17 protein-coding genes and 4 tRNA genes are annotated in these 21,998 nt (G+C 55.0%); 18 read left to right on the forward strand and 3 right to left on the reverse strand.

Translation table 11 applies throughout. The features are described 5' to 3' along the window. The first annotated feature begins 37 nt into the window (after positions 1-37). Positions 38-2,062, forward strand: coding sequence for a DNA helicase Rep (gene rep, locus IM299_RS19980; RefSeq protein ID WP_028014817.1), 2,025 nt, complete (start codon positions 38-40; stop codon positions 2,060-2,062). A 51-nt stretch (positions 2,063-2,113) separates the two neighbouring features. Here the strand turns inward: rep and gppA are convergent, their stop codons facing one another. Beyond that, positions 2,114-3,598, reverse strand: a complete 1,485-nt coding sequence (gene gppA, locus IM299_RS19985; protein ID WP_047366695.1) for a guanosine-5'-triphosphate,3'-diphosphate diphosphatase — start codon at positions 3,596-3,598, stop codon at positions 2,114-2,116. Between the two features lie 6 nt (positions 3,599-3,604). Further along, on the reverse strand, positions 3,605-4,873 hold the full coding sequence (gene rhlB / locus IM299_RS19990) for an ATP-dependent RNA helicase RhlB (protein ID WP_028014815.1): 1,269 nt from the start codon (positions 4,871-4,873) through the stop codon (positions 3,605-3,607). 144 nt (positions 4,874-5,017) lie between these two features. Here rhlB and trxA point away from each other — a divergent pair, with 144 nt between their 5' ends. The 17 genes from trxA (at position 5,018) to IM299_RS20075 (ending at position 20,177) form a co-directional block, all read left to right on the forward strand. Then, positions 5,018-5,347: a thioredoxin TrxA gene (gene trxA / locus IM299_RS19995; protein ID WP_006179218.1), complete on the forward strand. Its 330-nt coding sequence runs from the start codon at positions 5,018-5,020 to the stop codon at positions 5,345-5,347. 344 nt (positions 5,348-5,691) lie between these two features. Further along, positions 5,692-6,951 carry a transcription termination factor Rho gene (rho, locus tag IM299_RS20000; RefSeq protein WP_008501566.1) on the forward strand — a complete coding sequence of 420 codons (1,260 nt, stop codon included), beginning with the start codon at positions 5,692-5,694 and terminating at the stop codon, positions 6,949-6,951. Positions 6,952-7,192: 241 nt separating this feature from the next. Beyond that, positions 7,193-8,296 (forward strand): UDP-N-acetylglucosamine--undecaprenyl-phosphate N-acetylglucosaminephosphotransferase, encoded by a 1,104-nt coding sequence (wecA, locus tag IM299_RS20005; RefSeq protein ID WP_028014814.1) that lies wholly within the window; start codon positions 7,193-7,195, stop codon positions 8,294-8,296. Between the two features lie 13 nt (positions 8,297-8,309). After that, complete coding sequence (gene wzzE / locus IM299_RS20010) at positions 8,310-9,356, forward strand: ECA polysaccharide chain length modulation protein (RefSeq protein WP_028014813.1); 1,047 nt, start codon at positions 8,310-8,312, stop codon at positions 9,354-9,356. A gap of 56 nt (positions 9,357-9,412) precedes the next feature. Continuing rightward, positions 9,413-10,543, forward strand: coding sequence for a non-hydrolyzing UDP-N-acetylglucosamine 2-epimerase (wecB, locus tag IM299_RS20015; protein WP_028014812.1), 1,131 nt, complete (start codon positions 9,413-9,415; stop codon positions 10,541-10,543). Beyond that, a complete protein-coding gene (gene wecC, locus IM299_RS20020; protein ID WP_041911817.1) occupies positions 10,540-11,802 on the forward strand; it encodes a UDP-N-acetyl-D-mannosamine dehydrogenase in 1,263 nt (420 codons plus the stop codon). The genes wecB and wecC overlap by 4 nt, the downstream gene beginning before the upstream one ends. Further along, positions 11,799-12,476 (forward strand): dTDP-4-amino-4,6-dideoxy-D-galactose acyltransferase, encoded by a 678-nt coding sequence (rffC, locus tag IM299_RS20025; protein WP_049138385.1) that lies wholly within the window; start codon positions 11,799-11,801, stop codon positions 12,474-12,476. The genes wecC and rffC overlap by 4 nt, the downstream gene beginning before the upstream one ends. Before the next feature lie 4 nt (positions 12,477-12,480). Then, the gene (rffA, locus tag IM299_RS20030) at positions 12,481-13,611 is read left to right on the forward strand and encodes a dTDP-4-amino-4,6-dideoxygalactose transaminase (RefSeq protein WP_041911819.1); all 1,131 of its coding nucleotides are present in this window, start codon (positions 12,481-12,483) and stop codon (positions 13,609-13,611) included. Position 13,612: 1 nt separating this feature from the next. Next, positions 13,613-14,863, forward strand: a complete 1,251-nt coding sequence (gene wzxE, locus IM299_RS20035; RefSeq protein ID WP_193358001.1) for a lipid III flippase WzxE — start codon at positions 13,613-13,615, stop codon at positions 14,861-14,863. Further along, on the forward strand, positions 14,860-15,939 hold the full coding sequence (locus IM299_RS20040; RefSeq protein WP_193358002.1) for a TDP-N-acetylfucosamine:lipid II N-acetylfucosaminyltransferase: 1,080 nt from the start codon (positions 14,860-14,862) through the stop codon (positions 15,937-15,939). The genes wzxE and IM299_RS20040 overlap by 4 nt, the downstream gene beginning before the upstream one ends. After that, positions 15,936-17,288, forward strand: a complete 1,353-nt coding sequence (gene wzyE, locus IM299_RS20045) for an ECA oligosaccharide polymerase (RefSeq protein WP_028014806.1) — start codon at positions 15,936-15,938, stop codon at positions 17,286-17,288. Before IM299_RS20040 ends, wzyE begins: the two co-directional genes overlap by 4 nt. 12 nt (positions 17,289-17,300) lie before the next feature. Then, positions 17,301-18,041: a lipopolysaccharide N-acetylmannosaminouronosyltransferase gene (gene wecG, locus IM299_RS20050; RefSeq protein ID WP_047362652.1), complete on the forward strand. Its 741-nt coding sequence runs from the start codon at positions 17,301-17,303 to the stop codon at positions 18,039-18,041. A gap of 197 nt (positions 18,042-18,238) precedes the next feature. Further along, positions 18,239-19,624 (forward strand): amino acid permease, encoded by a 1,386-nt coding sequence (locus IM299_RS20055; protein WP_041911824.1) that lies wholly within the window; start codon positions 18,239-18,241, stop codon positions 19,622-19,624. 102 nt (positions 19,625-19,726) lie between these two features. Further along, positions 19,727-19,803: transfer RNA gene (locus IM299_RS20060), tRNA-Arg, on the forward strand. 68 nt (positions 19,804-19,871) lie between these two features. Further along, a tRNA-His gene (locus tag IM299_RS20065) sits at positions 19,872-19,947 on the forward strand. Between the two features lie 21 nt (positions 19,948-19,968). Then, a tRNA-Leu gene (locus IM299_RS20070) sits at positions 19,969-20,054 on the forward strand. A gap of 46 nt (positions 20,055-20,100) precedes the next feature. Next, positions 20,101-20,177: transfer RNA gene (locus tag IM299_RS20075), tRNA-Pro, on the forward strand. 506 nt (positions 20,178-20,683) lie between these two features. On the opposite strand, the gene IM299_RS20080 is transcribed toward IM299_RS20075, so the two are convergent. After that, positions 20,684-21,895 carry an MFS transporter gene (locus IM299_RS20080; RefSeq protein ID WP_193358003.1) on the reverse strand — a complete coding sequence of 404 codons (1,212 nt, stop codon included), beginning with the start codon at positions 21,893-21,895 and terminating at the stop codon, positions 20,684-20,686. Between the last annotated feature and the right edge of the window lie 103 nt (positions 21,896-21,998).

Raw genomic sequence — 21,998 nt, forward strand, 5'->3', positions numbered from 1 at the left:
TTATTCTCCCCTCCTGACTTTCATTGAGCGATCATTTATGCGTTTAAATCCCGGACAACAACAAGCCGTCGAATTTGTAACCGGACCGTGTCTGGTGCTGGCGGGCGCAGGATCCGGTAAAACGCGCGTCATCACCAATAAGATTGCGCACCTGATCCGCGGCTGCGGCTATCAGGCCCGCCACATTGCGGCGGTTACCTTTACCAACAAAGCGGCGCGCGAGATGAAAGAGCGTGTCGGCCAGACGTTGGGGCGCAAAGAGGCGCGCGGGCTGATGATCTCTACCTTCCACACGCTGGGGCTGGATATCATTAAACGTGAATACGCCGCGCTGGGGATGAAATCCAACTTTTCGCTGTTCGATGACACCGACCAGGTGGCGTTGCTCAAAGAGCTCACCGAGGGGCTGATCGAGGATGATAAGGTGCTGTTGCAGCAGCTGATCTCAACGATCTCGAACTGGAAAAACGATCTGATGACCCCGGCCCAGGCTGCGGCGATCGCCAAAGGCGAACGGGATCGGATCTTTGCCCACTGCTATGGTCTGTACGACGCGCACATGAAAGCATGCAACGTGCTGGACTTCGACGATCTGATCCTCTTACCGACGCTGCTTTTACAGCGAAATGAAGAGGTGCGCGAGCGCTGGCAGAATAAAATCCGCTACCTGCTGGTGGATGAGTATCAGGACACCAACACCAGCCAGTACGAGCTGGTGAAGCTGCTGGTGGGGCAGCGCGCGCGCTTCACCGTGGTTGGCGATGATGACCAGTCAATTTACTCCTGGCGCGGCGCACGCCCGCAAAACCTGGTGCTTCTGAGCAAAGATTTCCCCGCGCTGCAGGTGATTAAGCTGGAGCAGAACTACCGTTCCTCCGGGCGCATCCTGAAGGCGGCAAACATCCTGATTGCCAATAACCCGCACGTTTTTGAAAAGCGTCTCTTCTCCGAACTTGGCTACGGTACGGAGCTGAAGGTGCTCAGCGCCAATAATGAAGAGCATGAGGCGGAGCGCGTGACGGGCGAACTGATCGCCCACCACTTCGTCAATAAAACCGAATACAAGGATTACGCGATCCTCTATCGCGGCAATCACCAGTCGCGCGTCTTTGAAAAGATGCTGATGCAGAACCGCATTCCGTACAAAATTTCCGGCGGCACTTCGTTCTTCTCGCGGCCAGAAATTAAAGATCTGCTGGCCTATCTGCGCGTGCTCACGAACCCGGATGACGACAGCGCATTTCTGCGCATCGTGAATACACCAAAGCGCGAGATTGGTCCGGCGACGCTGCAAAAGCTGGGCGAATGGGCGATGACCCGCAATAAGAGCCTGTTTACCGCCAGCTTTGATATGGGGCTGAGCCAGACGCTGACGGGGCGCGGGTATGATAATTTAACCCGCTTCACTCACTGGCTGGGTGAAGTGCAGCGCCTGGCTGAGCGCGAGCCCGTGGCGGCGGTACGCGATCTGATCCACGGCATTGACTACGAATCCTGGCTGTACGAAACCTCTGCCAGCCCGAAAGCGGCAGAAATGCGTATGAAAAACGTTAACCAGCTTTTTAGCTGGATGACCGAAATGCTGGAAGGCTCTGAGATAGATGAGCCGATGACGTTAACGCAGGTGGTCACCCGCTTTACCCTGCGCGACATGATGGAGCGCGGCGAGAGCGAAGAAGAGGCCGACCAGGTTCAGCTGATGACGCTGCATGCGTCAAAAGGGCTCGAGTTTCCGTATGTGTATCTGGTCGGTATGGAAGAAGGTTTATTGCCGCACCAGAGCAGCATTGATGAAGATAATGTCGACGAGGAGCGCCGTCTGGCCTACGTGGGGATCACCCGCGCGCAAAAGGAGCTGACCTTCACGCTCTGTAAAGAGCGCCGTCAGTACGGTGAACTCGTGCGCCCGGAACCCAGCCGTTTCCTGCTGGAACTGCCGCAGGACGATCTGATCTGGGAACAGGAGCGCAAAGTGATTACCGCGGAAGAGCGGATGCACAAAGGGCAGGCTAACGTGGCGAACATTCGCGCCATGCTGGCAAAAGCCAAAGAGAAGGGATAATGATGAGTAGGCCGGGTAAGGCGAAGCCGCCACCCGGCAGTGTTCAGCGTATTACTTCACCTCAAGCACCCAGTGCACATAGCTCTGCCACTGGCACTCCTGCTCGATCATCTCTGCCCCAAGCGGGTGATTCTCAATCCAGTTTTCCGGCAGCGTCAGCGTCAGCTTCTCATCATCGGCTAGCAGATTAATGGCGGGTAACAAATCATCGCGGCGGCGGCTGGCAAACAGAATTGCCAGACGCAGCAGGCGACACAGATGCTCGGCCACGCGCGGCGGTACGGCATTTTGCTGATGCAAAGAGGAGAGATCGACGGCGTTGGTCTGGTTCAGCAGTAGCGTTGCCAGCAGCTTTTTCTGTGCGGGCGTGTAGCCCGGCAAATCCAGGTTGCGCACCAGATACGCTGCGTGAGCAGGTGCCTGCTTAAAATCTATGCTGAGCCCCACCTCGTGCAGCGCACAGGCGCTCAGCAATAAATCGCGGCTCAGATGATCAAGATCCCAGGCGTTAGCGACCTGGTCGGCAAAGCGTGATGCCAGCTGTGATACGCGGCCAGCCTGATCGATATCAACCAGAAAACGACGCTGGACGTTGCGCAGCGTACGGTTGCGGATGTCCTGATCCACCGACAGATGCAGCATCCCGTAGACCAGACCTTCGCGCAGCGCGCCGCCGGCCAGGGTCATACACTGGATATTTAGTTCGGTGAATATGGCGATCAGAATGGCCAGCCCGCTTGGGAAAACCAGGGCACGTTCCAGCGTCAGGCCTTCAATTTCCAGCTCTTCCAGACGTCCGCACTGAATGGCACGCTGTTTAAGCTGCTGAAGTTTGGCAAGCGTGATCCGCTCGTCCATGCCCTGCGCCATCATGATTTCCTGCAGGGCCTGCACGGTACCCGAAGCCCCGACGCAGACTTTCCAGCCGTGATAGCGCAGTTCGTCCATTACCGGGCGTAGCACTGCGCGCGCGGCGTTTTCCGCCTCGTCGAAGTTCTCTTTACCCAGATTCCGGTCAGTAAAGTAACGTTCAAGCCAGGTTACGCAGCCCATCGACAGGCTGAACAGCGACGTCGCCTGCGCGCCGGTGCCGGTTACCAGTTCGGTACTGGCACCGCCGATATCCACCACCAGACGGCGATCGTCACCTCCGGTGGTGTGGGCAACGCCCTGGTAGATCAGGCGTGCTTCTTCTTCACCGCTGATCACCTGAACCGGACACCCCAGAATTTCCTGCGCTTTGGCAATAAAATCTACGGCGTTAACCGCCAGTCTGAGCGTCGCTGTGGCGACGACGGTGATTTGAGCATGCGGGATATCCTGCAGACGCTCAGCAAAGAGCCGCAGGCATTGCCAGCCACGTTCCATGGCTTCAGGCGAGAGGTAATTATCGCTGCTCAGGCCCGCCGCGAGGCGGACCTTGCGCTTAATGCGCGTCAGCGTTTGTATGCTTCCCGCCACCTCACGCACAACCAGCATATGAAAACTATTCGAACCGAGATCAATTGCCGCATAGAGCGAGGTGGAGCTGAGCATAATGTATTAACCTGAACGACGACGATTACGCGGTGCGCCGCCTGAACGACGCGGACCATTGCCGGAGCGCGGGCGGGAAAGACGCTTAGGCGGCGGCAGTTCGCTTAACAACGCTTCCGGATTGTATTTACTCTGCGGAATAGAGTGACCGATGTAGGTCTCAATGGCTGGAAGATTCAGCGCATACTCTTCACACGCAAGGCTAATCGAGTGACCGCTTGCGCCCGCACGACCGGTACGACCGATACGGTGTACGTAGTCTTCGCAGTCGTCTGGCAGATCGTAGTTAAAGACGTGCGTCACGGCCGGAATGTGTAAACCACGTGCCGCCACATCGGTTGCGACCAGAATATCAAGATCGCCACGGGTGAACTCGTCGAGGATACGAAGGCGTTTTTTCTGCGCCACGTCGCCGGTCAACAGGCCAACACGGTGACCGTCGGCAGCCAGATGGCCCCAGATGTCTTCACAGCGGTGTTTAGTGTTCGCGAAGATAATGGCGCGATCGGGCCACTCTTCTTCGATCAACGTTTGCAGCAGACGCATTTTCTCTTCATTGGAAGGATAGAAGAGCTCTTCTTTAATGCGGTGGCCCGTTTTCTGCTCCGGCTCCACTTCCACATACTCGGCGTTGTTCATCTGCTCGAACGCCAGCTCGCGTACGCGATAAGAAAGGGTGGCAGAGAACAGCATGTTCAGGCGCTGATTTGCCGGCGGCATGCGGCGGAACAGCCAGCGGATATCTTTAATAAAGCCCAGATCGTACATACGATCAGCTTCATCAAGCACCACAACCTGGATGGCGCCGAGGTTGATATGGTTCTGTTTGGCGTAGTCGATAAGGCGGCCGGTGGTCCCAATCAGGATATCCACGCCGCTTTCCAGCACTTTCAGCTGCTTATCGTAGCCGTCGCCGCCATAGGCCAGGCCAAGCTTCAGACCAGTAGCCTGTGCCAGGGGTTCAGCGTCTGCATGGATCTGTACCGCCAGTTCTCGCGTCGGGGCCATAATTAGCGCGCGCGGCTGGTTAACTTTGCGGTCTGCAATCGCTGGGTGAGAAAGTAAATAATGGAACGTTGACGTTAAAAACGCCATCGTTTTGCCGGTACCGGTTTGCGCCTGCCCTGCAACATCGCGACCGGCCAGCGTCAGCGGCAGGGCGAGAGCCTGAATGGGCGTGCAGTTATGAAACCCTTTTGTTTCAAGGGCTTCGATCACTTTTGGGTGCAGGGCGAAGTCGGAAAACTTCTGTTCTGTTAAATGTGTTTTGCTCATAGTGTGGTAGAATATCAGCTTACTATTGCTTTACGAAAGCGTATCCGGTGAAATAAAGTCAACCTTTAGTTGGTTAATGCGACATCAACACGTCGTTGGTGGAGACAAAACCAACGTACCAGGCTTATTCCTGTGGAGTTATATATGAGCGATAAAATTATTCACCTGACTGACGACAGTTTTGACACGGACGTACTTAAGGCTGACGGGCTGATCCTCGTCGATTTCTGGGCTGAATGGTGTGGTCCTTGCAAAATGATCGCCCCGATTCTGGATGAGATCGCTGACGAATATCAGGGCAAACTGACGGTTGCCAAGCTGAACATCGACCAGAACCCGGGCACCGCACCGAAATACGGTATCCGTGGCATCCCGACCCTTCTGCTGTTCAAAAACGGCGAAGTGGCGGCGACCAAAGTGGGCGCGCTGTCCAAAGGTCAGCTGAAAGAGTTCCTGGACGCTAACCTGGCGTAAGGTTTCTCCGCTGTGCGTCCAGAGCCCCCGGCTAAATGATGTGGAACTCTGGACGCCCGGCTGAAGTCGTGCTAAGTTAGCTATGACTTCGTTTTAAACATATCTATTGTTTGAATCTTGTTTTACCCGATACTTCCCTTTGTTGACATGAACAATGCGTGAAGTGGCTAAATTCCGGGCTTGTCACTCAATCCGTCTTGTCGTTTCAGTTCTGCGTTTTTTCCCTGTGACCAGACAGCGAACAGACATGAGGTGATGGCCGCTAAACAGGCATGGATGACCCTGCCATACCATTCACAACATTAAGTTCGAGAATCACTCCGAGTTTAAGAACCCACACCATTATGAATCTTACCGAATTAAAGAATACGCCGGTTTCTGAGCTGATCACTCTCGGCGAAAATATGGGACTGGAAAACCAGGCTCGTATGCGCAAGCAGGACATCATTTTCGCCATCCTGAAGCAGCACGCTAAGAGTGGCGAAGATATCTTTGGCGACGGTGTGCTGGAGATATTGCAAGACGGATTTGGTTTCCTCCGCTCTGCAGACAGCTCCTACCTCGCCGGCCCTGACGACATCTACGTATCCCCCAGCCAAATCCGCCGTTTCAACCTCCGCACTGGTGACACCATTTCAGGTAAGATTCGTCCTCCTAAAGAGGGTGAACGCTACTTTGCGCTGTTGAAAGTCAATGAAGTTAACTTCGATAAACCAGAAAACTCGCGTAACAAGATCCTCTTTGAGAACTTAACGCCTCTGCACGCGAACTCTCGCCTGCGCATGGAGCGTGGTAACGGTTCTACCGAAGACTTAACCGCGCGCGTCCTGGATCTGGCCTCGCCAATCGGTCGCGGCCAGCGTGGTCTGATTGTGGCCCCGCCAAAAGCGGGTAAAACCATGCTGCTGCAGAACATCGCGCAGAGCATTGCCTACAACCACCCAGACTGCGTGCTGATGGTGCTGCTGATTGACGAACGTCCGGAAGAAGTGACCGAGATGCAGCGTCTGGTTAAAGGTGAAGTGGTTGCTTCTACCTTCGACGAGCCAGCATCTCGCCACGTTCAGGTTGCGGAAATGGTTATCGAGAAGGCGAAACGCTTGGTTGAGCACAAGAAAGACGTGATCATCCTGCTTGACTCCATCACCCGTCTGGCGCGTGCCTACAACACCGTGGTGCCAGCTTCCGGTAAAGTGTTGACCGGTGGTGTGGACGCTAACGCCCTGCACCGTCCAAAACGCTTCTTCGGTGCGGCACGTAACGTGGAAGAGGGCGGCAGCCTGACCATCATCGCAACGGCGCTGATCGATACCGGCTCCAAAATGGACGAGGTTATCTACGAAGAGTTTAAAGGTACAGGTAACATGGAACTGCACCTCTCTCGTAAGATCGCTGAAAAACGCGTCTTCCCGGCTATCGATTACAACCGTTCCGGTACCCGTAAGGAAGAGCTGCTCACCACGCAGGAAGAGCTGCAGAAAATGTGGATCCTGCGCAAAATCATCCATCCAATGGGTGAAATTGACGCGATGGAGTTCCTCATTAACAAACTGGCGATGACCAAAACCAACGACGATTTCTTCGACATGATGAAGCGCTCGTAACGTAAATAAAGCCAGCGAACGCCACGTTTTTACGTGGCGTTTTTCTTTTATGGACTATACGCTAGTATCGCCTACTCCCAATTTTGACCGGTCAGTGCGACAATAAGATAATTCGCACAGTAAAAACATTAATAGCTTGAATAATAAACAAATGGAATTGTAAGAGGTTTGCTTTATAACTTCAGGCGCGGCCCCTTGATGGTTATACTTCCTTGACTAACATTTGTTGAGAACATCCATTGTGAACCTACTTGATACGTTTACTGAACTAACCAGTATTTTCTTGTTTACCACCTGCTTTTTGTTTCTGGCACGTAAGGTTGCAAAATATCTGGGCTTAGTGGATAAACCCAACTTCCGTAAACGTCATCAAGGCATGATCCCTCTGGTCGGTGGCATCTCTGTTTTTGCGGGGATCTGCTTCACTTTTGCTATTGCAGATTACTATATTCCGCATGCCAGGCTTTATCTCATATGCTCAACAGTTCTTGTTGTGATTGGTGCGCTGGACGATAGATACGACATCAGCGTCAAAATCCGCGCTTTCGTTCAGGCAGCTGTCGCTATTGCAATGATGGTGTTTGCTAAGTTGCACCTGAGTAGCCTGGGCTATATTTTCGGGGCCTGGGAGATGGAACTCGGCCCATTCGGCTATTTCCTGACACTTTTTGCCGTGTGGGTGGCGATTAACGCGTTCAACATGGTTGACGGTATTGATGGTTTGCTTGGTGGCCTGTCCTGCGTCTCATTTGCCGCCATTGGTTTCATTTTATGGTTCGATGGGCAATATAGCCTTGCTATGTGGTGTTTCGCCATGATTGCTGCCATCCTGCCTTATATCCTGTTAAATCTCGGCGCATTGGGCCGACGCTATAAAGTCTTCATGGGCGATGCGGGTAGCACGCTTATCGGCTTTACTGTCATTTGGATCTTGCTGGAAACCACTCAGGGCGATGTGCATCCCATCAGTCCGGTAACGGCGCTATGGATTATTGCCATCCCCTTAATGGATATGGTTGCGATTATGTATCGCCGCCTGCGTAAAGGAATGAGTCCATTCTCTGCTGACCGTCAGCACATTCATCATTTGATCATGCGAGCCGGATTCACTTCCCGGCAGGCATTTGTGCTTATTACGCTGGCGGCTGCTATTCTAGCGGGGATTGGCGTGACGGCGGAATATACGCACTTTGTGCCTGAGTGGGCCATGTTGGTATTGTTCTTGCTAGCATTTTCTCTCTACGGCTACTGCATTAAGCGCGCATGGAAGGTGGCGCGATTCATTAAACGTATTAAGCGCAGGATGCGACGTAACAGTAGCAAAAACACAACATTAACTAAGTAAAACCGGGACTATGATGACTCAACCGTTGGCGGGAGCGAAATCAGTGGTAACAGAGAATGAACTGGACATTCGGGGTTTGTTTCGCGTGTTATGGGCAGGCAAACTTTGGATTGTGGGGATCGCGCTGGGGTTTGCACTGTTAGCGCTAGCCTACACGTTCTTTGCAAAACAGGAGTGGAGCGCCACGGCAATCACGGACAGACCCACGGTTAACATGCTCGGAGGGTACTACTCCCAGCAGCAGTTCCTGCGAAACCTGGATATTAAAGCCAGCCTTGCCACCCCGGATCAGGCTTCCGTTATGGATGAGGCCTACAAAGAGTTTGTGATGCAGCTGGCCTCGTGGGATACGCGCCGCGATTTCTGGTCCCAGACAGATTACTTCAAGCAGCGTCGGGTTGATAACACCAAAGCCGATGCCGCGCTGCTGGACGATCTGATTAACAATATTCAGTTCATGCCAGGCGACGTGCTGCGTAACGTCAACGACAGCGTCAAGCTGATTGCCGAAACCGCGCCGGATGCAAACAACCTGTTGCGCCAGTACGTCGCGTTTGCCAGCCAGCGTGCCGCCAGCCATCTGAATGAAGAGCTTAAAGGCGCCTGGGCAGCGCGCACTATCCAGATGAAGGCGCAGGTCAAACGTCAGGAAGAGGTGGCAAACGCCATTTTTGCGCGCCGCGTGCATAACATTCAGCAGGCGCTGAAAATTGCGGAGCAGCACAACATTTCCCGCACTGAGACGGATGTTCCGGCTGATGAATTGCCTGATTCTGAAATGTTCCTTCTTGGTCGCCCAATGCTGCAGGCGCGTCTGGAAAACCTGCAGGCCGTTGGGCCTGATTTTGATCTCGACTACGATCAAAACCGCGCGATGCTCAATACGCTTAATGTCGGCCCATCGCTGGATCCGCGTTTTCAGACCTATCGTTATTTGAGAACGCCTGAAGAACCTGTAAAACGCGACAGTCCGCGCCGCGCATTCCTGATGATCATGTGGGGGATTGTGGGTGCACTCGTTGGTGCTGGCGTGGCGTTAACGCGTCGTCGTACAAACTAAGAACGCCGTTTACGATGAAGGCTGCGGCCTTCATCGCCTAATCGAAGAGAATCGATGTGAAAGTACTTACCGTATTTGGCACCAGGCCGGAGGCCATTAAGATGGCGCCTCTGGTTCATGCGCTGGCCAGCGATCCTGATATTGAAGCGAAGGTCTGCGTCACGGCCCAGCACCGTGAGATGCTCGATCAGGTCCTAACCCTCTTTTCCATCGTCCCGGATTACGACCTTAATATTATGAAGCCGGGACAGGGATTGACGGAAATAACCTGCCGCATTCTGCAGGATCTCAAGCCGATCCTGGAGTCATTCAAGCCCGACGTCGTGCTGGTGCACGGGGATACCACGACGACGATGGCAACAAGCCTGGCCGCGTTTTACCAGCGTATTCCCGTCGGCCATGTTGAAGCGGGCCTGCGCACTGGCAATCTTTATTCTCCGTGGCCGGAAGAGGCCAACCGTACGCTTACCGGGCATCTGGCGATGTACCATTTTGCGCCAACCGAGAACTCTCGCCAGAACCTGCTGCGTGAAAATGTCGCCGATAACAACATCTTTGTTACCGGCAATACGGTCATTGACGCGTTGATTTGGGTACGCGATCGCGTGCTGGCAAACAGCGATCTGCAGAAAGAACTCGCTGCCCGCTATCCTTTCCTGAATAACGGCAAAAAAACCATTCTGGTCACTGGCCACCGTCGCGAAAGCTTTGGTCGGGGCTTTGAGCAAATCTGTCACGCGCTGGCTGAAATCGCCGCGCAGAACGACGATGTGCAAATTGTCTATCCGGTACACCTTAACCCTAACGTCAGCGAGCCGGTCAACCGCATCCTGGGCCACGTCGAAAACGTGCTGCTGATTGAACCGCAGGACTACATGCCGTTTGTCTGGCTGATGAACCACGCCTGGCTGATCCTCACCGATTCCGGTGGGATTCAGGAAGAAGCGCCCTCTCTTGGCAAGCCGGTGCTGGTGATGCGTGAAACCACTGAACGTCCGGAAGCGGTTAAAGCCGGGACAGTGCGTCTTGTCGGCACCAACGCACAGCTCATCGTCGAAGAGGTCACGCGCCTTCTGCACGACGATGAAGCGTATCAGGCGATGAGCCGGGCCCACAATCCCTACGGAGACGGGCAGGCTTGTGGCCGTATTTTGCAAGCACTTAAACACAATCGGGTATCGCTATGAGTTTTACTACCATCTCTGTCATTGGTCTTGGCTACATTGGCCTGCCTACTGCGGCGGCATTCGCCTCCCGTCAAAAGCAGGTTGTTGGTGTGGATATCAACGCACGTGCGGTAGAAACCATTAATCGTGGCGAAATTCATATTGTGGAGCCCGATCTTGACCGCGTGGTGAAAGAGGCGGTTGATGGCGGCTTCCTGCGCGCCAGCACGACGCCAGTGGAAGCGGATGCCTACCTGATTGCCGTTCCAACGCCCTTTAAAGGCGACCACGAGCCCGATATGGTCTACGTCGAGGCGGCGGCAAAATCTATTGCCCCCGTGCTGAAGAAAGGGGCGCTGGTAATTCTGGAGTCGACTTCTCCCGTCGGCGCTACCGAGCAGATGGCGCAGTGGCTGGCCGATGCGCGTCCTGATTTACGCTTCCCGCAGCAGGCCGGTGAGCAGGCGGATATCAACATCGCCTACTGCCCGGAGCGCGTGCTGCCGGGGCAGGTGATGGTCGAACTGATTAAAAACGACCGGGTGATAGGCGGCATGACGCCGGTCTGTTCTGAACGCGCCAGCGCGCTGTACAAGATTTTCCTGGAAGGCGAATGCGTGGTAACCAACTCCCGCACCGCCGAGATGTGCAAGCTGACGGAAAACAGCTTCCGTGACGTTAACATCGCCTTTGCAAACGAACTGTCGCTGATCTGTGCCGATCAGGGGATTAACGTCTGGGAGTTAATCCGCCTGGCGAATCGCCATCCGCGCGTCAACATTCTCCAGCCTGGCCCAGGGGTGGGCGGTCACTGTATCGCCGTCGACCCGTGGTTTATCGTGGCGCAGAACCCGGCGCAGGCGCGCCTGATTCGCACCGCGCGTGAAGTGAACGATAGCAAACCTCACTGGGTGCTCAACCAGGTTAAAGCGACGGTAGCGGATTGTCTGGCAGAGAGCGGCAAGCGCGCCAGCGAGCTGAAAATTGCCTGCTTTGGTCTGGCATTTAAACCCAATATTGACGATCTGCGCGAAAGCCCGGCGATGGAAATTGCTGAGATGATTGCCGAATGGCATAAGGGCGAAACGCTGGTGGTCGAGCCAAATATTCATGAACTGCCGGCAAAAATGGCGGGGCACTGCACGCTGACGACGCTCAATGACGCGCTGGCGACGGCGGACCTGCTGGTGCTGCTGGTGGACCATAAAGAGTTTAAAGCGACGTCCGGTGATGCAGTGCGTCAGCAGTATGTGGTTGATACGAAAGGCGTCTGGCGTTGAGTGCACTCCACGGCGTGCTGGAATCCCTTGAGTGGGAAAGCGCATTTTTTGCCCGCCCCTCGGCGATAGTCCGCTGGCGCGAGAATGCGCCCGCTCTGCAGGAAGTGGACTTCAGCGCCTGGCAGCGCGTGCAGGCTAAGATCCCGGCGGACCGTGCCGACCTGCTTGACGCGCTCCAGCAACACGGTTTTCAACTGGTTGAAGGCGAGGTAGACCTTTCCATCACCCTCACCCGGCACGATGCGTCCGGCGCGGAAATTGCAACGGAACAGGACATTCCTGTGCTGCGCCAGATGGCGGCCCGGGCGTTTGCGCAGAGCCGCTTTCGCACGCCCTGGTATGCGCCTGACGATAGCGGACGTTTCTATGCCCAGTGGGTAGAGAATGCGGTCAAAGGTACCTTTGACCACGTCTGCCTGATTTTCCGTGCAGCGAACGGCCAGATCCAGGGATTTGTCTCGCTGCGCAAGCTTAACGAGCGCGAGGCGCGTATTGGCTTATTAGCCGGGCGCGGCATGGGGGAGAAACTCATGCAGGCGGCGCTGCACTGGGCGCAGCTGCAGCAGGTTGAGACGCTGCGGGTGGCGACCCAGGTGGGCAACACCGCCGCGCTTAAACGTTATATTGCGAGTGGTGCCAACATCGACGCCACCGCCTACTGGTTATACAGGTGACAAGATGATTCCATTTAACGCACCACCCGTCGTGGGAACCGAGCTCGACTATATGCAGTCTGCCATGGGCAGCGGCAAACTCTGCGGTGACGGTGGTTTTACCCGTCGCTGTCAGCAGTGGATGGAGCAGCGTTTTCGCAGTGCTAAAGTGCTGCTGACCCCGTCCTGCACGGCATCGCTGGAAATGGCGGCCCTGCTGCTGGATATCCAGCCCGGTGATGAAGTGATCATGCCGAGCTATACCTTCGTCTCTACCGCGAATGCATTTGTCCTGCGCGGAGCGAAAATCGTCTTTGTGGATATCCGCCCGGACACCATGAACATTGATGAGACGCTGATTGAAGCGGCGATCACCGACAAAACGCGTGCGATTGTGCCGGTTCACTACGCGGGCGTGGCCTGTGAAATGGACACCATCATGGCAATCGCCAAAAAGCACAACCTGTTTGTGGTAGAAGATGCCGCGCAGGGCGTGATGTCCACCTACAAGGGGCGCGCGCTGGGCACTATCGGCCACATCGGCTGCTTCAGCTTCCACGAAACGAAAAACTACACTGCCGGCGGTGAGGGCGGTGCGACGCTGATTAACGATCGTGCGCTGGTTGAGCGTGCGGAAGTGATCCGTGAAAAAGGCACCAACCGCAGCCAATTCTTCCGCGGTCAGGTTGATAAGTACACCTGGCGTGATATCGGCTCAAGCTATCTGATGGCCGACCTGCAGGCAGCGTACCTGTGGGCACAGCTGGAAGCGGCAGAGCGAATTAATCTCCAGCGCCTGTCCCTGTGGCAAACCTATTACGATGCGCTTGAGCCGCTGGCAAAAGCCGGACGCATTGAGCTGCCAACCATTCCGGCCGATTGCGTCCACAACGCCCACATGTTTTACATCAAGCTGCGCGATAACGACGATCGCAGCCAGCTCATCGCCTGGCTGAAAGAAGCCGAAATTATGGCGGTCTTTCACTATATTCCGCTGCACTCCAGCCCGGCGGGCGAAGCGTTTGGGATGTTCGCAGGTGAAGACCGTTACACCACGAAAGAAAGTGAGCGTTTGCTTCGCCTGCCACTGTTCTTCAACCTCGCGCCAGTTAACCAGCGTACGGTGATCAATACCCTTCTGAGCTATTTCGGCTGATATGTCTCTGGCAAAAGCATCGGTGTGGACCGCCGCGTCCACGCTTGTAAAAATTGGTGCCGGACTGCTGGTCGTCAAGCTGCTGGCCGTCTCATTCGGCCCCTCAGGCGTCGGGCTGGCGGGCAACTTCCGCCAGCTTGTTACCGTCCTTGGGGTGCTGGCCGGTGCCGGAATCTTCAACGGCGTAACCAAATACGTTGCTCAGTATCATGATGATGCGGCCCAGCTTCGCAGGGTAGTGGGCACCGCGTCGGCAATGGTCACGGGCTTTTCGACCCTGCTGGCGATGGTGTTTCTGCTGGCCGCGGCGCCCATTAGCCAGGGATTGTTCGGGCACACCCATTATCAGGGGCTGGTGCGTCTGGTCGCGCTGGTCCAGATGGGCATTGCCTGGGCTAACCTGCTGCTGGCGCTGATGAAAGGTTTTCGCGATGCTGCCGGGAACGCGCTTGCGCTCATCCTGGGTAGCGTCATCGGCGTGATTGCCTATTATTTCTGCTACCGCCTGGGCGGCTATGAAGGCGCACTGCTTGGGCTGGCGCTGGTTCCGGCACTGGTTGTTGTGCCTGCGGCGTTCATGCTGATGCGCCAGGGCGTTATTCCTCTGAGCTACCTGAAACCGCAATGGGACAAGGTGCTTGCCAGCCAGCTGGGTAAGTTTACCCTGATGGCGCTCATTACTTCCGTCACGCTGCCGGTGGCCTACGTGATGATGCGAAACCTGCTGGCGGCGCATTACAGCTGGGATGAGGTGGGGATCTGGCAGGGCGTAAGCAGTATTTCCGATGCTTACCTCCAGTTTATAACGGCTTCCTTTAGCGTTTATTTGCTGCCAACCTTATCGCGTCTGACGTCCAGGCAGGATATTACCCGCGAAATTTTCCGCTCCCTGCGTTTTGTATTACCCGCAGTGGCGGCGGCCAGTTTGACCGTCTGGTTATTGCGTGATGTCGCCATCTGGCTGCTGTTCTCGGCGAAGTTTACCGCCATGCGCGATCTTTTTGCCTGGCAACTGGTGGGTGATGTGCTGAAAGTGGGTGCTTACGTTTTCGGCTATCTGGTGATTGCGAAAGCCTCGCTGCGGCTGTATATCCTCGCGGAGGTTAGCCAGTTTGCATTGCTGACAGCATTTTCACACTGGCTGATACCCGCGCACGGTGCGCTGGGGGCGGCTCAGGCCTACATGGCAACCTATATCGTTTATTTCGCTGCCTGCTGCGGCGTATTTTTATTGTGGCGTAAACGCGCATGACTGCACTGATTCACATCCTGGGATCGGATATCCCACACCATAACCAGACCGTTTTGCGGTTCTTCAACGACGAGCTGGCATCGGGCAATCCTGATGCGCGCGAGTTTATGGTTGCAGGTCAGGATAATGGCCTGAGCGCGGCGTTTCCGGCGCTGACAATCACCTTCTGGCCGGATAAAGCTACCCTGGCGAAGGCGGTTATTGCCAAAGCCAAAGCGGATCGTGAGCAACGTTTCTTTTTCCACGGGCAGTTCAATACCGGCCTGTGGCTGGCTCTGCTCAGCGGGGGAATTAAACCCTCCCAGTGCAGCTGGCATATCTGGGGAGCCGATCTCTACGAAGTCTCGCGCGGCTGGAAATTCCGTCTTTTCTATCCGCTGCGTCGCATGGCGCAGGGAAGGGTGGGCCGCGTTTTTGCCACCCGTGGCGATCTGAATTATTTTGCGAAGCAGCACCCTAACGTGCGCGGTGAGCTACTCTATTTCCCAACCCGTATGGATCCGGCGCTGAACACCATGGCGAATGACGCGGTTCGCGAAGGCAAGCTGATGGTGCTGGTGGGGAATTCCGGCGACCGCAGTAACGAACATGTCGCCGCGCTCCGGGCGGTACACCAGCAGTTTGGCGACACGGTGAACGTGGTGGTGCCGATGGGTTATCCGGCCAACAACGACGCCTACATTGATGAGGTTCGCCAGCAGGGGCTTGCGTTATTCAGCGAAGAAAATCTGCACATTCTCAGCGAAAAGCTGGAGTTTGATGACTATCTTGCGCTGCTGCGAAAATGCGATCTGGGCTATTTCATCTTTGCTCGCCAGCAGGGGATTGGTACGCTGTGCCTGCTGATTCAGGCGGGTGTACCGTGCGTGCTTAATCGTGAAAACCCGTTCTGGCAGGACATGGCCGAGCAGCATATTCCGGTGTTGTTCACCTCAGACGCGCTGAATGTCGAAGTGGTACGTGAAGCACAACGCCAGCTCACGCTGGTGGATAAAAATAGCATCGACTTTTTCAGCCCGAATTACCTCACGCCGTGGCACCGCGCGCTGCGTATCGCTTCAGGAGACAACGCATGAGTCAGTTGCAGTTTAGCGGCTTACTGGTTGTCTGGCTTCTGAGCACGCTATTTATCGCCACGCTCACCTGGTTTGAGTTCCGCCGGGTGCGCTTCAACTTTAACGTATTCTTCTCGTTGCTGTTTCTGCTGACCTTCTTCTTCGGCTTCCCGCTGACCAGCATTCTGGTCTTCCGTTTTGACGTGAGCGTCGCGCCGCCGGAAATTCTTCTCCAGGCCCTGCTGGCGGCGACCTGCTTCTATGGTGTTTACTACGTCACCTATAAAACGCGTCTGCGACCAGCGCAGGCCGCTGCCCCGCGTCGGGCGCTCTTTACCATGAACCGGGTGGAGACCCATCTGACGTGGGTGATGCTCATGACGATCGCCCTGGTCAGCGTCGGCATCTTCTTCATGCATAACGGCTTCCTGCTGTTTAAGCTCCACTCCTACAGCCAGATTTTTTCGGCTGAAGTGTCAGGCGTGGCGCTTAAGCGATTCTTCTATTTCTTCATCCCGGCGATGCTGGTGATCTTCTTCCTTCGCCAGGACAGCAAGGCGTGGCTGTTCTTCCTGGTCAGTACGGTTGCGTTCGGTATCCTGACCTACATGATCGTGGGCGGTACGCGTGCCAACATTATCATCGCTTTCGCTATCTTCCTGTTCATCGGCATCATCCGCGGCTGGATCTCGCTGTGGATGCTGGTTGCGGCAGGGGTATTTGGCATTGTGGGGATGTTCTGGCTGGCGCTGAAGCGCTACGGGATGAACGTGGCGGGCGACGAGGCGTTTTACACGTTCCTCTACCTGACGCGCGACACCTTCTCGCCGTGGGAAAACCTGGCATTGTTGCTGCAAAACTACGACAAGATTGATTTCCAGGGGCTGGCGCCGATTGTGCGCGATTTCTACGTCTTTATCCCGAGCTGGCTGTGGCCGGACCGCCCTGGCGTAGTACTCAATACCGCGAACTATTTTACCTGGGAAGTGCTGAACAACCATTCGGGCCTGGCGATCTCGCCAACCTTGATTGGTTCCCTGGTGGTGATGGGGGGAGGCTGGTTTATCCTGCCGGGCGCGTTTGTCGTAGGGTTGATTATTAAGTGGTTTGACTGGCTTTACGTGCGTGGTAACGAAGAGACCAACCGCTATAAAGCGGCCATTTTGCACAGTTTCTGCTTTGGTGCCATTTTCAATATGATCGTTCTGGCGCGCGAGGGGCTGGACTCGTTCGTTTCGCGCGTGGTGTTCTTCATGGTCGTTTTTGGCATCTGCCTGTTACTGGCCAAACTGTTGTACTGGCTGTTCGACAGCGCAGGGCTTGTGCACAAGCGCGAGCCACAGGGCAGCACAACGCTGTCGCAAGTCTGAGTAGGGAAAGTAATGACTGATAAAACTTCTGCACCGCGCTATGCGCTTCGTGGTTTGCAGCTGATTGGCTGGCGCGACATGCAGCACGCGCTGGATTTTTTGTTCGCCGACGGGCAGATGAAATCCGGTACGCTGGTCGCTATCAATGCGGAAAAGATGCTGGCGGTGGAAGATAACGCCGAAGTCAAAAGCCTGATAGAAGCGGCTGAATTTAAATACGCGGACGGTATCAGCGTGGTCCGCTCTATCCGTAAAAAATATCCTGACGCTAATGTATCTCGCGTGGCGGGTGCCGATCTCTGGGAGCAGCTTATGGCCCGCGCTGGTGCGGAGGGTACGCCGGTGTTCCTGATTGGCGGTAAGCCTGAGGTGCTGGCCGAGACCGAAGAGAAACTGCGTCGTCAATGGAATGTTAATATTGTTGGTAGCCAGAATGGTTACTTCAAGCCTGCAGACCAGCAGGCTTTGTTTGCCCGCGTGCACGACAGCGGGGCAAAAATCGTCACCGTGGCAATGGGGTCCCCGCGCCAGGAGATCCTGATGCGCGACTGCCGTCTGGTCTGCCCGGATGCGCTTTATATGGGCGTCGGCGGCACCTACGATGTCTTTACCGGCCACGTGAAGCGCGCGCCGAAGATTTGGCAAAATATGGGGCTGGAGTGGCTCTACCGCCTGCTCTCCCAACCCACCCGCATTAAACGACAGATTCGACTGCTTCGCTACCTCACCTGGCACTATACCGGTAAAATGTAATCAAAATGTAGCGCGATATGCTGTTCGCGCTGCAACTCACCTGCAAAACTGCTGATAATTTGTGCAATGCATTCATTTTTTTAATGCATCGTTTGCCATTTGGCCGATTTTAAGAAACCATTCGCACCGTATTTTAGTACCCCTAAAAAACAATAACCGGTATTAAGCCGGGAAACAGCAAACACAATCGAGGATCTATGGCAGAGAAACAACCGGAGCTACAGCGTGGGCTGGAAGCTCGTCATATCGAACTGATAGCGCTGGGCGGCACTATCGGCGTTGGCCTGTTTATGGGCTCCGCAAGCACCCTCAAATGGGCAGGCCCTTCCGTATTACTGGCGTATATCATCGCCGGGCTGTTTGTTTTCTTCATCATGCGCTCAATGGGCGAAATGCTCTTTCTGGAGCCGGTGACCGGTTCCTTCGCCGTTTACGCACACCGCTATATGAGCCCGTTCTTCGGCTACCTGACGGCCTGGTCATACTGGTTTATGTGGATGGCGGTGGGCATCTCTGAAATCACCGCCATAGGGGTTTACGTCCAGTTCTGGTTCCCGGACATGGTCCAGTGGATACCGGCACTCATTGCCGTGGGGCTGGTGGCGCTGGCAAACCTGGCCGCCGTGCGCCTTTACGGTGAAATCGAGTTCTGGTTTGCGATGATCAAAGTAACCACCATCATCGTGATGATTGTTATTGGCCTGGGCGTGATTTTCTATGGCTTTGGCAACGGCGGACACGCCATCGGCTTTGGCAACCTGACTGAACATGGCGGCTTCTTCGCCGGCGGCTGGAAGGGCTTCCTGACGGCGCTGTGTATTGTTGTGGCCTCGTATCAGGGCGTGGAGCTGATCGGGATTACCGCCGGGGAAGCGAAAAACCCGCAGGTTACGCTGCGTAGCGCGGTGGGCAAAGTGCTTTGGCGCATCCTGATTTTCTACGTGGGCGCAATCTTCGTTATTGTGACCATCTTCCCGTGGAACGAAATCGGCACGACGGGGAGCCCGTTCGTATTAACCTTTGCGAAGATTGGGATTACAGCAGCAGCGGGTATCATCAACTTTGTGGTCCTGACGGCAGCGCTGTCAGGCTGTAACAGCGGGATGTACAGCTGTGGCCGTATGCTCTACGCGCTCTCGAAAAATAACCAGCTGCCTGCGGCAATGAGTAAAGTCTCACGTGCTGGCGTGCCGGTAGCGGGCGTCGCGGTCTCCATTGTCATCCTGCTGATTGGCTCCTGCCTGAATTACATCATCCCTAATCCGCAGCGCGTGTTTGTTTACGTCTACAGCGCCAGCGTGCTGCCGGGCATGGTGCCGTGGTTTGTTATCCTCATCAGCCAGCTGCGTTTTCGCCATGCGCATAAAAAAGCGATCGCCAGCCATCCGTTCCGCTCGATCCTTTTCCCGTATGCGAACTATTTGACGATGGCGTTCCTGATTTGCGTATTAATTGGAATGTACTTTAATGAAGATACCCGCATGTCGCTGTTTGTCGGACTGATCTTCCTGGCGGCAGTGACGGCCGCGTATAAGCTTTTTGGCCTGGGTCGCCGTGCCACTACGCAGAAAGTGGAGGAATAAGCGGCAAAATGTGCAAACCATAACCAAACGCGCATTTTTTTCAAAAAAGCACTAGACAGCGGGGACGGAGGTACGTAATATCCAGCCCCGCAACGGCGCTAAGCGCCCGTAGCTCAGCTGGATAGAGCGCTGCCCTCCGGAGGCAGAGGTCTCAGGTTCGAATCCTGTCGGGCGCGCCATTTTAGTTCCCGGCGCTAGAGCTGCGGTGGTCTGAGAAGTAGTCAGTACCGCGTGAAAGAATACAGTGGTGGCTATAGCTCAGTTGGTAGAGCCCTGGATTGTGATTCCAGTTGTCGTGGGTTCGAATCCCATTAGCCACCCCATTATTGAAAGAGTTGTGAATTGCGAAGGTGGCGGAATTGGTAGACGCGCTAGCTTCAGGTGTTAGTGTCCTTAGGATGTGGGGGTTCGAGTCCCCCCCCTCGCACCACGACTTTTTAAATGAATTGAACTAAAAATTCAAAAAAGCAGTACATCGGCGAGTAGCGCAGCTTGGTAGCGCAACTGGTTTGGGACCAGTGGGTCGGAGGTTCGAATCCTCTCTCGCCGACCAATTTTGAACCCCGCTTCGGCGGGGTTTTTTGTTTTCTGTAAGTTTTCTCCCCTGTCGTTATCTCCAGAAAGCACCCTTTATCATTGTCGCGATTCAGTGACATGCAAGTCATTGAAAATAAGATAAATAATTATTTGTGGGATTTACTGTCTCTTCCTGGCGACATATTTCTGCTTTTGCCGATACGCTATGAAGCTTCAGGTGCGACTTAACAGCATAATTTCCTTTTATCTTAAAATGTTGCGCCATGTAAAAGTTCTGCGTGTAAATCTGGCACGTAACGTGCAATAATATACGCGTAGATGCTCATTCCATCTCTTATGTTCGCCTTAGTGCCTCATAAACTCAGGAATGACGCAGAGCCATTTACGGTGCTTATCGTCCACTGACAGATGTCGCTTCGGCCTCATCAGACACCATGGACATAACGTTGAGTGAAGCACCAAATATGTTGTCTTACAGACCTGTTTTAACGCCTGCTTTTATAGCAGGCGTTTTTTTATGTCTTATTCCCGATACCCACGCATGATCAGGGCGACCAACAGCAGGGCGGCTGACGAGACCGTATAGAGCGCCAGCACTGAGCCAAGCCCAACAGCCACTATCGCTGTAATGCCGGTGAAAAGCGAGGCGCTGAGCGTTTGCCAGCGCCAGGCTTTACCGCTGGCTGACGCGGTTTGCGTGATATGAAAACTGCTGAGTACGCCAAACGTGCCGGCTGCGAAGAGAACGTTTGAGGCCAGATGCGCGATAAAGATCATCCCCAGCGCACATGCCATCCACCCGGACAACAACGGCAGCATTCCATAAGCGGCAAGAAAAATACCGAGACAAACGATGATTCGCGGCGTGTGGACGGCAATGCGCGTCAGGCTCTCTTTTTTTAGCAGCATGGGGCCGCAAAGTTGGCCCATGCTCCTTGCGAAAAGCAGAGGCAGAGCAAGGCCCGCCGCATTCTGAGGATGGAGCTGCTGCGCCAGGGCCGGAAGTAGCGCCATAGCCGGTGAGCCGACGGCCGCCAGCGCCGGCAAAATGAGCAGGCTGCGCTTTTGCCGAACGGTCAACGTCCGCCAGCGCAGTGGCGCGTGGGCTGCCTCTTCACCGGGGAGAGGTAGCAATGGCGAAGAAAACCGCCGCCCGGCCAGCCACAGCAGCAGCAGCGACCCGAGAAAACTGGCGGCATCAATAGCCAGCAAGGTAAACACGGAGGTCTGCTTGAATAGCACCACGCCGAGTCCAGTACCTAATAACACCTGAGAAGCAAAAATCACATTTTCCAGACAGGTCGCAGCAGGCAGCTCTGTTTCGCTAAGTCCGCGTTTAAAGAGCAATGTCAGCGCGGGCCAGCTCATCCCGCTGAGCAGCGCTTCGGTGGATTGCACGGCGAGTAGCGAGGCAATACTGTGATAACCCGCACCGAGCAGGGGGAAGAGCAGGGCGAGCAATCCCAGCCCCTCGGTCAGTATCAGCAGGAATACTGGAGAATAGCGCGAGCACAGCTTTTCGCCGATCGCGCTGCCGATGAATCCCGGAACCGTTGCGAAAAGAAAAGCGAGGGTGAGCAGGGCGGGCGGGGCCGACCACGCTAACAGTAAACCAAAGACCACGACCTGGGTTAGACCATTTCCCAGCGAAGAAAAGATAAAAGCACAGGCAAGCAGGCGCAGCCAGCGGTGGCAGCGCAGCGCTTCAATAAGCGCATACAAAAGCGAGTTCATGAAGATTTCCTTTCAAAAACGATTTAATCCACGCTGCAGAAAGTACGCGTGTGTGAAAAAAGGTTAATGAAAAGACATCGTTACATTGGCGGGTTCGTTTGCA

This window comes from Enterobacter cloacae complex sp. P47BA (assembly GCF_014930485.1).
Classification (GTDB): Bacteria; Pseudomonadota; Gammaproteobacteria; order Enterobacterales; family Enterobacteriaceae; genus Enterobacter; species Enterobacter bugandensis.